The following is a 12,391-nucleotide window of genomic DNA, read 5'->3' as shown; positions in this document are numbered from 1 at the left end:
GGGGCGGGGTGGGAGTCAGGACTCCCGGCGCAGGTCCTCCAAGGTCGCGGGGGAGCCGGGGAGAACGGAACGCGCCGGTGCCTCCAGGCCGTCGAGGAAGATGTGCAGGTGCCGGTGCACGAACTGGTCGAAGTTCATGCAGGCACTGCCCGGCAGGGGCCGGGTGAGCTGGGAGAGGCCGACCAGCAGATCGCCGACGGCCACGTCGTCACGGAGCCGCCCGGACCGCCGCGCACGCTCCATGAGGCCGCCGACGGCGACTTCGAGGCGCTCACGCGCGGCGAGCAGGTCCGGGTGCTCCTTGTCGAAGGCGCCGGAGAGCATGGGGCACAGGGCGCCGATGCGCTCGTCGGCGGCCGCGTGGACGAAGCGGCGCAGCGCTTCGAACGCGTCGGCCTCCTCGGCGGTGGCCGCCTCGGCCTGGTCGGTGCTGCGGGACATGACGGAGACGACCACGTGATGGATCAGCTCGTCACGGTCGGCGAAGTGCCGGTACAGCGTCGCGTTGCCGACGCCCGCGCGGCGGGCGATCTCGTCGAGCGGGACCTCGGGACCGGACTCGACGAACATCTCGCGCGCGGCCGCGACGATCCGCTCCCGGTTGCGCAGGGCGTCGGCCCGCGGGCGCGGAGCACGGCGCCCGGCGGCGGTCTCGGTGCGGGTGACGGTGGCCACGGCGCTTCCTCTCGTACGTGGTCGGGTGAACCGGGGACCGAGTCCCCGCTTCGGCGAACACTGGTGCAAACGGGGAGAGCGTCCCCGGTTATTTCCCACCGGAGCACATGTGAGCCGGATCACAGCATGTGCCGAAATTCGCACGATCGGGCCACCCAGCGGGCGCCCGGACGGCCCCCGGCACAGGGTGATCGAACGAGAGCAGTCTGGGACGGCCGGCTGCCGCGGACCCGAAGGCGAATCTATGCAGCGGACCCGCCCCCGGATACGCAAGCCCCGCCACATCGTCAGCGTCGCCGTCCTCACCGGTCTCGCTCTCACCTCGGTCACCTCGGCCGGTTCCCCCCTCACCAGCGGTTCCAACGCCGCGTCCGGCCCGGTGTCCAGCGCCGACCAGGCCGTGTCGGTGGCCGACGAGGCCGCCCTCAAGCCGTGCCGGATAGCGGGCACCATGGGCGTACAGATGTCGGAGGGGCTGCCCACGCCGCCCGGCTACGCCCGCTCGACGGGTGACATACGCGCCCTCACCCTCATGATCGACTTCGCGGACGCCCCGGGGAAGGGCCCGGCGCGCGACCGGTTCGAAGAGTTCTTCCCGCAGACGACGCGGTGGTTCGCGACCAGTTCGTACGGGCGGCTGCGCTACCGGCCCGTCACGCCGTTCACCGACTGGGTGCGGATGCCGCTGCCCTTCGCGGCGTACGGCATAGACCGCGGCTCACCGTACGAACCCGGCTACCGCAACCTCGTGCAGGACATCATCGCGGAGACCGACGACCGGGTGGACTTCCGCGCGTACGACCTGGTGAACATCCTCGTCACGCCCAACGCCGGGCCCTCGGCCCTGGACACCGTCCTGTCCGTCACCTTCTCCGGGCACGACGACGCGCCGCGCGCCGACGGCGTCCCGCTCGCCAACACCTCGTTCGTCTACAGCCGCCAGGACGACGGGTCCGGATCGTACGGCGAGACGGGCTTCCGGGTGCTGCCGCACGAGAACGGCCATGTCTTCGGGCTGCCGGACCTCTACACCGTGGACGGCGGCGGGGCGGTCGGGCACTGGGACATCATGTCCGAGGACTGGGGCGCCAACAACGACCTGCTGGGCTGGCACAAGTGGAAGCTGGGCTGGCTCGACGGCGAGCAGATCCGCTGCGCGTCCGCGCGCGGAACCAGCGAGCACGTCCTGGCGCCGCTCGCCGCCCGCGACGCCGGCGACCGGGCGAAGCTGGTCTTCGTACCGCTGACGGAACGGACGGGGTACGCCGTCGAGGTGCGCACCCGGGCGGGCAACGACGACGCCGTGTGCAAACCGGGTGTGCTGATCTACCGCGTCGACGCCGACGTGGACACGGGCGACGGACCGGTGACCGTCGCCGACAGCGAGCGCGACAGCGGGGGCTGCACGCGGCAGCCCAATGTGCACGCGGAGCTTTCGGACGCGCCGTTCGAGGAGGGCGAGTCGTTCCGGGACCGGCAGTACGGGGTCCGGATCTCGGTGACCGAGGAGGACGAGCGCGGCAACTTCCGGGTGCGCGTCGACCGGCGCTAGCACCGCTTCACGCCCTGGGTCACCCACCACCGGCGAACCGGCCGGCGGCGGCGCGCAGTTCCCGTTTGAGGATCTTGCCGGTGGCGTTGCGCGGCAGGGGTTCGTCCCGTACGAGCAGGTGCGCGGGCACCTTGAACGCGGCGAGCCGCCCGCCGACGTGCGCGCGCAGCTCGTCCGCGCCGGCGGTGGCGCCGGGCCGCCGCTGCACGACGGCGGCGACCTCCTCGCCCAGGACGGGGTGCGCGACGCCGAGCACGGCGGCGTCGAGCACGTCCGGGTGGTCGTGCAGCACGCTCTCCACCTCGGCGCAGTACACGTTCTCGCCGCCGCGCACGACCATGTCCTTGATCCGGTCGACGATGCTCACGCGGCCGTCCCGCACGGTCGCCAGGTCCCCGGTCCTGAACCACCCGCCGTCGGCGAAGGCCCTGGCGGTCGCGTCGGGGTCGTTCCAGTACCCGCGGAACAGCGACTGCCCGCGCAGCCACAGCTCGCCGACCTCGCCCTCGGGCAGCGGCTGCCCCTGCGGCCCGGCGACGCGTACGTCGGTGCCCGGCGCGGGACGGCCGACGCTGCCGGGGTCCGCGCGGTAGGACGCGCCGAAGTTGGCCATCACGCCGCCGCTGGTCTCGGTGAGCCCGTAGCCGTTGCGCGGCTCGACGCGCTCGCCGTAGCCGGCGGTGAGGCGGGCGACGAGGCCGGCGGGCGCGGCGGCGCCGCCGGTGTTGAGCATCGCCAGGCTCTCCAGCCCGTCCCCGGCGGCCTCGGCGGCGTCCAGCAGCTGCAGGGCGGTGGTCGGCACGCCGGCGTAGTGCGTGACGCGGTGTTCGCGGATCAGCGCGAGTGCCCGGCCGGCGTCCCACTTGCGCATGAGGACGAGGGTGCCGCCGGCCGCCATGACGGAGTACAGCGCGGTGAAGGCGGCGACGTGGAAGAACGGGAACGTCATGAGCGACACGGGGGCGGGCCCCTGCCCCGGGATCCGGCCGCGCCCGAGCGCGGAGAGCGCGGCGTGGAAGCGGGGATGGGTGGCGGCGCCGGTCTGGGCGAGGTGGGTGGCCACGGCGCCCTTGGGGCGGCCGGTGGTGCCGGAGGTGTAGATGATCGTGGCGTCGTCCTCGGGCCGTACGTCGACGTCCGGCGGCCCCAGCAGCGGATCGGCCGCCCGGATCCCCTCGTACGCCTCACCCCACTCCCCCGCGTCGCCGTGGAACACCACGACGGGGGGCGGCTCCTCGCGGCCCGCGACCCACGGCTCGACCCGGGGAAGGCGCTCGCCGTCGACGAGCAGCACGCGGGGCGTGCAGTCGTCCAGCGCGTACGCGACCTCCGCCTCGGTCCACCAGGCATTGAGCGGCACAGCGACCAGACCGGCCAACTGGGCGGCCCAGAAGGCGACTTGCCACTCGGGGTGGTTGCGCATGGCGATGACGGCCCGGTCCCCGGGCACCAGCCCGTGCACGTCGGTGAACCGGCGGGCCAGGGCGCAGGCCGCCGCGAAGAACTCGCCGTACGTGTACGTCCCGCTGTCCGCGACGAGGAACGGCCGGTCGCCGTAGGCCCAGGTCGCCTCGACGAACTCGCGCAGCGTCCGGGGCCCGCCGGCGTACAGCGGACCGCCGTCCTCGCCGCGTACGACCTCGAAGGGCGCCCCGGGGGCGGTCAGCGCGGCTTCGGCGGCGCGCAGCGGATCGTTGTGGGGCACGGACCGACCTCTCCAAGCGGTTGCTCAGTCCTGCGGACGCTATGCCGGGGGCCGCTTCCCGTCAAGATCCGTGCACCAGCCATCTTTCTGCCGCGCGACCCGCTCGGGCGACCCGCTCGGGGTGCCGTGGCCGTCATGAGGCCACCTCCGTCCCGGGGCGGTCCCGCTGGTCGTTCCGGTCGCGCACGGAGGCTGCGGCGAGGACCGCCGCGGCAGGCAGGAGCAGTCCGCCGGACACGATGATCGACGCGGCGACGCCCATGAGGTCGGCCGCCAGGCCGCCGACGATCACGCCGATGATGGTGAAGTTGACCATCAGGGCGTTGAGCAGCCCGACCCCGCGCCCGCGCAGTTCCTCGGGCAGGTCGCTGATGAGCGTGTTGGCCACCGGCACCTGGAAGAGGCCGGAGCCGATGCCCGCCAGCACGCACCAGGCCAGTACGACGCCCACACCCAGCGCGTCGCGCAGCCGGCCGGTCGGGGCGAGCAGCAGCAGGGACACACCGAACAGGGCGATCGAGCCGATGAGCAGTCCCCGGCCGGAGAACCGGCGTACCAGCGGCGGACCGGTGAGCGCGCCGATCACGCAACCCGCGCCGAACGCGGCCTGCGCCAGGCCGAAGTCGAAGGCGGACAGGTCGAAGACGGTGAGGAGCTGGGAGTTGAGGTTGGTGGCGAACAGCCCGAGGACGAGCATCACCGGCACCAGGACGACCGCGAGGAAGCGCAGCGACGGCACGGCGAGCACCCCCGACATGCCGGTGCCGAGCGACTTCCAGTACGACTCCCGGCCGCTGTCGGGGCCGGGAACCGGGACCTCGCGCAGCACGGCCATGCTGCCGAGCAGCACCGCCGAGATGACGAACGTCGCCGCGTCGATGACGAAGACGGCACAGACGCTGCCGAACGCGAGCAGCAGACCGCCGAGAACCGGGCCCACCAGGTTCAGGGTGTGGTTCGTGGACTGGAACAGCGCGACCGCGGTCGGGATGCCGTGCCCCCGCACGATGAGCGGGATCGCGGCGATCCGGGCCGTTTCGAAGAACGCCTTGGCGACGCCGGTGAGCAGGATCAGTACGAGCAGCAGCAGCGGCGAGTCGCGGACCGGGATCATCGCGAGGACGAGCGCCACCCGCACCAGGTCGGAGCCGACCAAGAGGCCGCGCGCCGGGAACCGGTCGGCCAGCGGGCCGACGAAGGCCCCCAGCACGCCGGACGGCAGCATCTGGGCGATGACCACGAGGGAGACGTACAGGACCGGGTCGGAGGTCTCGGTGGCCACCACGTAGATCAGGGTGATCCTGGTGAGGGCGTCACCGAGGAAGGACGCGACGACGGCCAGCCAATAGCGGATGTACGTCCGGTCCTTGAGCAGTTCGAGCACGGTCGGCCACCTCGTTCGGCATCGTGGCGACGCCCTCGATGTACGGGTGGCGCATCATCACATGTTCGAAGCGGGCGTACGGGCGGTCCAGCGCGGCCGGCTCCCGCACGAACGCTGACCGGAAGCGGCGCCGCCGGCCCGGAGCGGCCGACGGGCCGCACGGCGCCCCCGGCCCACCGCCCGCTCCCCACCGCCCACCGCCCACCGCCGGACGGCTGCCCCGATCCCCCACAACGGCAGATCCGATGCCCCCGCCGCCCCGATGATCTTCCCACCCGCAATGCCGCACCCGCACGAGCACCCATCCGGTACCCTGTGGACCGGCACCCTCACGGGCGCCACATGTGTTTGCCTCCGTAGCTCAGGGGATAGAGCACCGCTCTCCTAAAGCGGGTGTCGCAGGTTCGAATCCTGCCGGGGGCACCAGCTAGATGGCAGTTCAGAGGAACCGAGGGCCCTCCCGTTCATTCGAACGGGAGGGCCCTTTCATGATCAGGTGCCACACAGTTGCCACTTCCCCAGATGCTCTACGTTTGGCGTCACCCTAAAGGGGGGGGGCTTGCTCAGCAGCGTCGAAGCCGTAGGGTGCTGCCACTGAACGGGGCCGGCGCACCTCCCCACGACGCCAGACGCATACCGTTCGTGATCCTGTGGCGTTCGGACGGGGAGGCCCGACCCGCAGGTGAGACCCCCACCGCGAGAATCAAAGGGGGTCTTCTCGTACAGCCAAGCCCAAAAGAACTGCCCCGCCCACGGTCGTGGGCAGCCCCGGCCGCCGCAAGGCGCCGACCGGGGCATCGGGTCAGCCCTTCGGCGCGGGGATGACGAATCCCCTCACCGGCCGAGGCCGCGGGTCCCGCGAGTCCGGCTGCTGCGCGCGCTTCCACGCAGCAGCCAGCCACGCGTACCTCGGGTCAATCCACTGCTTGCCCATGGTGCTCCCTTCCAATTTCAGCGTAGAGGGCCGGCTACTTGGGCTTGGGCGTGATGACGATGGTGCCGCCATCGTCGGAGTGCTGGCACGAGGCCCTGACGGGGATGCTCCCGTCGGTGGGTGCAGTCCACATCTCGGGGCGCGGGATGTACCCGGCAGCGCGGATGGCGTCCTCGGTGCGCAGAAGGCTGTCCATGCTGCGGTTTTCGGGGTCGGGTGCCTCCGGCGTGTGGTGAACGAAGTACCCGAGGCGGGCGGCCACGCCGGCCTTCACTCGCGTGTGCAGGATCAGCGCGTGCCAGCCCGCGTCGACCACTCGGGACGGCGCCAGGCCGACGGCGGGATGCGCCGCGCAGGCGGCCTCGAACTTCAGCGCCTCCAGGATGACGGCCTGCGCGATGTCGTAGGCCATGCCGGGGGTGTCCCGCTGGACGGTCGCGGCCACGGCGGCGAGGTCGTCGGGGGTGATCAGGTCGCGGGCGTCCCGGGTCACGGGCGCCTCGGTGGTGATACTCATGGGTGGTGCCTCCTCGTAGTGGTGGAGGTGCAGAACCCGTCTCGGCCGTCGACCTGTCCAGGGGCGTGCCGGCCGAGGCGGGGGACTCAGTGGGGGTGCCGGCCCAGCGCGCGCGGCGCGGGCGGCGGGAAGCGCCGGCCGTGCGGCTCCGGCGTGAAGTCTTCAAGGGTGATCGGCGGTCCGTGCCAGAGCAGGGTGACGCCGTGCTCGTCGCAGTGGCCGCGCGTGTCGTCCTCGTAGGGCAACTCGTGGGCGCCCTTGGGGCACTGCGTCATCGCCGGGCCTCGCGCTCAGCCCGACGCAGGCGGGCGCCGACGAGGCAGCCGGACTCAAAGCAGCGCGGGCACTTGGTCGCGTGCTTCAAGACTGCCTTGTACTCGGCGTCGTCCGGGGGCGCGGGTACGGTCTGCGGTCGGGCCGCTTCCTGAATCACTGCTCTACCTCTCTGTCGAGTTCCGCCCAGACGATGTCGCCGCCTGCGGCGCGGTCGTGTCCGTATCGCGGGGCCCGCGTGAGCGCCGCAAGGACTGCGGCGCGGGTGAACGAGGGGAGGTCCTCGGGGATGTCCGCCTCGACGCGGATGCGGTCGGGCGTCTCGTCGAGGCGCGGGTCACTGCCGGTTGCCGCAGTGAGCATCGCGGCGATGGCGGCTGCCTGGGTCTCGGCGGAACGCATGGGTGTCCCCTCGTGACCACTCGATCACCGATCGTGATGCTGAGTATTCAGCTTCAACCTGATGGGTTAGCTTTGCCAATGTCGAGTGCGACCCCCGGAGCTGCCGCATATGCCACGCGAAACGCCCTATCTTCAGGTGGCCGACGCCCTGCGCGCCCGGATCAAAGCGGGCGAGTGGGCCATCGGCGAAAAGCTCCCCAGCCGCGCCCGGTTCGCCGAGGAGTACGGGGTCGGTCAGTCCGTCGCACAGCGCGCCATGGAGCGCCTCATCATCGAGGGCCTCCCCGAAGGCAGGTCCGGGTCCGGCACCTACGTACGCCGGCCGCGCGAGCGCCTGCGCATGGTCCGCTCCCGCCACCGCGAGCGCCGCGGCGGGTCGCCGTTCCGCGCGGACATGAAGGAGCAGGGGCGCGCCGGGACTTGGGAGTCGCGCAGCGTCGCCCGCACACCCGCGCCGGACCACATCGCGGAGCGGCTGGCCATCGAGCCCGGTGACCTGTGCGTCGTGACGACCTACGAGTTCCTCGCTGACGGGCTGCCCGTTCAACTCTCCGAATCCTGGGAGCCTATGGCCATCACGGACGGCACGCCCATTGTGCTGCCCGAAATGGGTCCGCACGCCGGCGCCGGGGTGGTCGAGCGGATGCGGTCCATCGGTGTCGAGATCGACACGGCGGTCGAGATCCCACGCCCTGCACGCGCGAGCCAGGCGCAGGCAAACCTCCTCGGCATCTCCGTCGGCGACCTGGTCATGCAGATCGAGCGCACCTACTACGACATGGACGGACGGCCGGTCGAGACCGCGGACATCGTCGTCCCTGACGTGCGCTGGGAAGTCGCGTACGAGATCGGCATACAGCGCGACTGATCAGGACGTACGAAGGGCCCCTGCCCGGGCAGTCCGAACAGGGGGCGTCGTTGTTCACGGGCACTGGCGGCGGAACGGGGTCAGGCCGGTGGGCTGGGAGCTGCCGGGCGCGCGTTAGCCCCAAGTCCCGGGAGTAGAAGGGGTTGGCAGGGCCTCTGGCCCTTGGGTGGCGCGGCCCGGGTGGTGAGGGGACGCTGGAGGCGGGGCAACGTGATGGGGAGACCCCGTGGCTCAGACCGGCACAGACCACAAGGCGCACACGCCGTTCCTTTCCCGCCCGGCCGTCCGGCGCCTCGTACCGTTCGTCCTGATCACCGCGGTCGCTCTGGTCTTCATCTTCGAGAACCGCGCGAGCGTCGAGATCCGCCTGCTCGTTCCGGTGGTGACGATGCCGCTGTGGGGCGCGCTGCTGATCTCCTGGGCCCTCGGCGTACTCGGCTGCGCCCTTGCCATGCGCAGACGGTCCAGCCGGCGCTCACGCCGGCCGAAGCAGTTCCCCGCCCCCGGGGCTACGGGCCCGTGCGCGGTCGGGTGGCGGAGCGCCGCGCGGCAGGGCGGGAGCGCTGGGATGCTGGGGGGACATGAGGAAGCGCTGCCCATGACATCACGCTGAGAGACAGGGGTGGTGAGCGCGCCGTGGCCGAGGCCCACGAGGACCCCGAAGGACCGGCTGTACCGGCCGTTCCGTACGCCGATCCCCTGGGAGACCCGCTCCTGCGCACCCGGTTCGCCCCCGCGCGCCCGGCCACGTTCCTGCGGCGGCAGCGGCTCGTCGACCACCTCGGCCAGGCGCTGCGGACACCGTTGACGCTGCTCAACGGCGTGGCCGGAGCCGGCAAGACCTGCTGGCCGCCGACCAGGCAGCCCGGCTGCCCGGGCCGGTCGCACCGCCGACCAGGGTCCACGGCGGTCCCCGTGAGGCGGCGCGGGCACGCGCCGCCTCACAGGAGCGCGAAGGCAACCACGCGGAGACGGCCGCGTGGGCCCGGGGGGTGCGTCAGCGGGCGAAGACGGCGGCGAACTTGCGGCCCTCGACGACCGGGTAGCCGAAGTCCGTCGCGTTGAAGGCCGTCGCGTCGGTCGTCGTCAGGCCCGTGGCCGCGCCGCGCAACACCCAGGCCGCCCCGTCGTCGTACCCGTTGGGCACGACGTCCTCCCCGAACGCGCCGACCGCGAGGTCGGCCCTGCCGTTGCCGTCGATGTCGCGAAGCCGCAGCGAGGAGCCGAAGTGGTCGCCGGCCTCGGCGGCGCCCGGCACACCCGATGTGGCCTGGTGGACGGACCGGGCTCCGCTCGTGGTCAGGCCGGCGGCACTGCCCTTCAGGAACACCACGTTGCCGACGCTGCGGCGGCCGTCGACCTCTTCGTAGGTCGCGCCGACCGCGATGTCCGCGTAGCCGTCGCCGGTCGCGTCGCCCACCGCGACGGCGGCGCCGAAGTTGTCGTACGCCTCGTCGGTGCCCGGGACACCCGCACTGTCCTGGGTGTACGTGGTGCCCTGGGCGGGGAGTCCGGCCGCCCTGCCGTACCGCACGGTGAACGAACCGCCCTGCCCGGCCGCCCTGTTGCCGGTGACCAGGTCGTCGAACCCGTCGCCGTTGATGTCGCCCGCCGCCACGGCCGCCGCCCATTCGGTGGCGCTCGGGTCGCCTTCGGCCAGGACCGCGTAGGAGGAGCCGATGTCGCCGGGACCGCCGCGCAGCAGTCCCACGTAAGGGGCGACGCTGTGATCGTTGTTGCGCCGGCCGTGCAGGACGTAGTCGCTGCCGTCGGTGCTGGAGAAGTGGCCGGCCACGACACCGTCGAGTTGCACGTCCTCGGGGAGGAACTTCGCCGTCGGCGCGAGCGCCCCGCCCTGGGTGGGGTTCCCGTCGTCGTACGACCAGAAGGTGTTGCTGCCGACGACCACGAGGTTGCCGGTGCCGTCGCCGTCGAGGTCGGTGAAGGAGGTGCTCTGGCCGAACAGGTGGGCGTCGGCGCTCGGGGCGGTGAGCATGGCGCCGCCGCGTGTGAACGGCTTCGCTCCGCCCCAGACGATGGTCACGGCGCCGTTCGCGCTGCCCGTGATCCGCTCGTGGGGGGCGCCGATGATCAGGTCGGCGTAGCCGTCCCCGTCGACGTCTCCGCCGGTGACGTTCTCGCCGAACTGGTCCACGGACTCCGAGGTCCCGGGCACGCCCGGGGTGTTCTGGGTGATGTTCACCGAGCGGGCGGGGCTGACGCCGGACGCCGAGCCGAAGAGCACGGTGACCGTGCCGCCGCTCGCCTTCGGCGTGCCGATGGCGAGGTCGCGGTAGCCGTCGCCGTTGAAGTCGTCCGACAGGCCGGAGGGGGCCGCGACGGCCGCCGGGGCAACGAGCCCCGCGACGGCGAGGGCGGCAGCCGTGACAACGGCCAGGGTACGTACGCGCAAGGTGGTGCTCCTGTCTGGAAACCGACGCCGCTTCGCGGCTTCGGTGTCCTATGACAAGCGCGATGGCCGAAAAGTTGTACGCGGCCGAAGACCGGGTGAACGACGCTCTGCGGCCGTCGTCGCGGCCGTTCCGGCGCGCACGGCAGCGGCCGGTGATCGTACGCCGCGCCGTCCTACGCGCGGCAGGAGAGTTTCATCTGGGCCGCCGCGTGGTGGGCTCCCACCAGGTCGTCGTCGCCCCAGTCACGGCCCCGGTCGACGAGCTGGACGGCGAAGCTGTCCCCCTTGACCTCGTAGCTGCCGACGGACACCAGGCTGCCCCGGTGGGCGGTCTGGCGGACGGCGAAGGCGGCGTACGACGACGAGTTGTCGTCGGGGTCGGCGAGCAGCCGGTAGAAGGTGGGGTGGCCGGCGACGTCCGTGTCGCGGCGGCTCTCGGGTACGTAGACGGACAGCGCGCACGCGGCGAAGCCGTCGCCCACCCGCCACGACCAGGTCGCGGTGTTGCCCCGGTCCTGGTCCTCGGCGCCCGACATGGGGACGGCGGAGAAGCGGCCGTCGCAGGAACCGCCCTCGTAGCCGCCGGAGTCGACCGTGTACCAGCCGGCGTCGCCGTTCTCGAAGCGGCCGAACTCCTCGTAGCGGCCGGAGGAACAGCCCGGTCCCGCCCACGCGGTGAAGGCGGGGTGGCGGGCCGCCGGTGGGCGCTTGGGCGGCTTCGGCTTCTTCGCCGGGGGCCGGGAGGTGGCGGCGGGGCTGCTCGGGGCCGGGGTCCGGCTCGCGCTCGCCGAGGGCGTGGCCGGGGTGTCGGGCGGGCCGGTCGGGCCGATCCGGGTCGGTACTCCGCGGGCCAGGTCGTCCGCGTTGCCCACGGGGCCGCCCGTACCGCCGCCGCTGTCGCCGTCCGCGTCGGCCAGCAGCGTGGCCGAGGTGACGAGGACGGCCACGGTGAGCACGACCGCCGTGACCAGCAGGGCCTTTCGCGGCCGGGAGAGGGTGGACAGGCGGCCCGCCACGGTCTCGCGGGCGACCCACGAGCCGCCGGCCACCCGGCCGTCACCGGCGGCGGTCCCGCAGTCCGGACAGGCCATGCCCGGCAGCGCGCCTCTGCGTCCGCCACCGCACCGTTCGCACACCATGAAGACCTTCTCGCACCCGAGCTCGTGGATCCGCCTGGACGGTCGGCCGGCAGCTCCCCGGCAGCCAAGGGCCCACTATGCATGAGGCCGCCGTCGTGAGACAGAGGATGCGCACGATTGGGCGCCGGGGCGGCTCGTGCCCGTACGGGAGGGCCGGTCACCGTGACCGGCCCTCCCGTCCTAGTCGGCGTCCTCCACCTGTCCGCCCACATCGAGTACGCCGCCGGAGTCCCGCCCCCGGGGCTGGAGTTCCACCTGGATGCGGTGGGTGGTGTCGTTCGCGGTCGTCCTGCCCACGTCGGCCGTGACCACCCCGATGCGCAGACCTCCCTTGCCGCCCGTCTCCTGACGGATCTGCACCGCGAACTCCAGGCTCACCTTCTCCACCCGGAACCGCAGATCACTTTCCCTGCCCCGGCGCTGCGCCTCCTCCAGATCGGCTCGCACCTGGCTGATCACATCGGCCAGTTTCGCGCCCTGCGGTTCGGCGTCGACGTTCATATCTGCTCACATCCCCCCTCTGCCGCCA

General features: G+C 72.5%; 12 protein-coding genes, 1 tRNA gene and 1 pseudogene. 5 read left to right on the top strand and 9 right to left on the bottom strand.

Annotation, left to right across the window (positions count from 1 at the left end; genetic code table 11):
- Window positions 1-15: 15 nt before the first annotated feature.
- Window positions 16-675, bottom strand: coding sequence for a TetR/AcrR family transcriptional regulator (locus IE185_RS23510; protein WP_138908882.1), 660 nt, complete (start codon window positions 673-675; stop codon window positions 16-18).
- Window positions 676-919: 244 nt separating this feature from the next.
- Here IE185_RS23510 and IE185_RS23505 point away from each other — a divergent pair, with 244 nt between their 5' ends.
- Window positions 920-2,227 (top strand): M6 family metalloprotease domain-containing protein, encoded by a 1,308-nt coding sequence (locus IE185_RS23505; RefSeq protein ID WP_138897224.1) that lies wholly within the window; start codon window positions 920-922, stop codon window positions 2,225-2,227.
- 19 nt (window positions 2,228-2,246) lie between these two features.
- On the opposite strand, the gene IE185_RS23500 is transcribed toward IE185_RS23505, so the two are convergent.
- Together IE185_RS23500 and IE185_RS23495 are read right to left on the bottom strand one after the other, a co-directional pair.
- Window positions 2,247-3,932, bottom strand: coding sequence for a class I adenylate-forming enzyme family protein (locus IE185_RS23500; RefSeq protein WP_189715914.1), 1,686 nt, complete (start codon window positions 3,930-3,932; stop codon window positions 2,247-2,249).
- Window positions 3,933-4,065: 133 nt separating this feature from the next.
- Entirely contained in the window at window positions 4,066-5,316 is a 1,251-nt protein-coding gene (locus tag IE185_RS23495; RefSeq protein ID WP_138897225.1) for an MFS transporter, read from the bottom strand.
- Between the two features lie 350 nt (window positions 5,317-5,666).
- Between IE185_RS23495 and IE185_RS23490 the strand changes: the two genes are divergently transcribed.
- A tRNA-Arg gene (locus IE185_RS23490) sits at window positions 5,667-5,742 on the top strand.
- A 542-nt stretch (window positions 5,743-6,284) separates the two neighbouring features.
- Here IE185_RS23490 and IE185_RS23485 read toward each other — a convergent pair.
- From IE185_RS23485 to IE185_RS23475, 3 genes are all read right to left on the bottom strand, one after another.
- Complete coding sequence (locus IE185_RS23485) at window positions 6,285-6,767, bottom strand: UCP032817 domain-containing protein (protein ID WP_138906029.1); 483 nt, start codon at window positions 6,765-6,767, stop codon at window positions 6,285-6,287.
- 86 nt (window positions 6,768-6,853) lie between these two features.
- Window positions 6,854-7,042: a hypothetical protein gene (locus tag IE185_RS23480; RefSeq protein WP_138899287.1), complete on the bottom strand. Its 189-nt coding sequence runs from the start codon at window positions 7,040-7,042 to the stop codon at window positions 6,854-6,856.
- Window positions 7,043-7,196: 154 nt separating this feature from the next.
- Window positions 7,197-7,442, bottom strand: a complete 246-nt coding sequence (locus tag IE185_RS23475) for a hypothetical protein (RefSeq protein ID WP_138899288.1) — start codon at window positions 7,440-7,442, stop codon at window positions 7,197-7,199.
- 109 nt (window positions 7,443-7,551) lie between these two features.
- On the opposite strand from IE185_RS23475, the gene IE185_RS23470 reads away from it, so the two are divergent.
- From IE185_RS23470 to IE185_RS33270, 3 genes and pseudogenes are all read left to right on the top strand, one after another.
- Entirely contained in the window at window positions 7,552-8,310 is a 759-nt protein-coding gene (locus IE185_RS23470; protein ID WP_138899289.1) for a GntR family transcriptional regulator, read from the top strand.
- A 226-nt stretch (window positions 8,311-8,536) separates the two neighbouring features.
- The gene (locus tag IE185_RS23465) at window positions 8,537-8,923 is read left to right on the top strand and encodes a LapA family protein (protein WP_229843658.1); all 387 of its coding nucleotides are present in this window, start codon (window positions 8,537-8,539) and stop codon (window positions 8,921-8,923) included.
- Between the two features lie 23 nt (window positions 8,924-8,946).
- Window positions 8,947-9,197 (top strand): annotated as a pseudogene (locus tag IE185_RS33270) (hypothetical protein); the annotation flags it as partial.
- A gap of 110 nt (window positions 9,198-9,307) precedes the next feature.
- Here IE185_RS33270 and IE185_RS23460 read toward each other — a convergent pair.
- From IE185_RS23460 to IE185_RS23450, 3 genes are all read right to left on the bottom strand, one after another.
- Window positions 9,308-10,723, bottom strand: a complete 1,416-nt coding sequence (locus tag IE185_RS23460; RefSeq protein WP_229843657.1) for an FG-GAP-like repeat-containing protein — start codon at window positions 10,721-10,723, stop codon at window positions 9,308-9,310.
- Window positions 10,724-10,896: 173 nt separating this feature from the next.
- A complete protein-coding gene (locus IE185_RS23455) occupies window positions 10,897-11,862 on the bottom strand; it encodes an adhesin (RefSeq protein ID WP_229843656.1) in 966 nt (321 codons plus the stop codon).
- Window positions 11,863-12,042: 180 nt separating this feature from the next.
- A complete protein-coding gene (locus tag IE185_RS23450; RefSeq protein WP_138899497.1) occupies window positions 12,043-12,363 on the bottom strand; it encodes a trypco2 family protein in 321 nt (106 codons plus the stop codon).
- Window positions 12,364-12,391 lie beyond the last annotated feature (28 nt).

Origin of the sequence: Streptomyces chryseus (assembly GCF_014650755.1) — a bacterium.
GTDB lineage: Bacteria > Actinomycetota > Actinomycetes > Streptomycetales > Streptomycetaceae > Streptomyces > Streptomyces chryseus.
The sequence above is the reverse complement of the archived record's forward strand: the minus strand, read 5'-3'. Positions and strand labels throughout refer to the sequence as shown.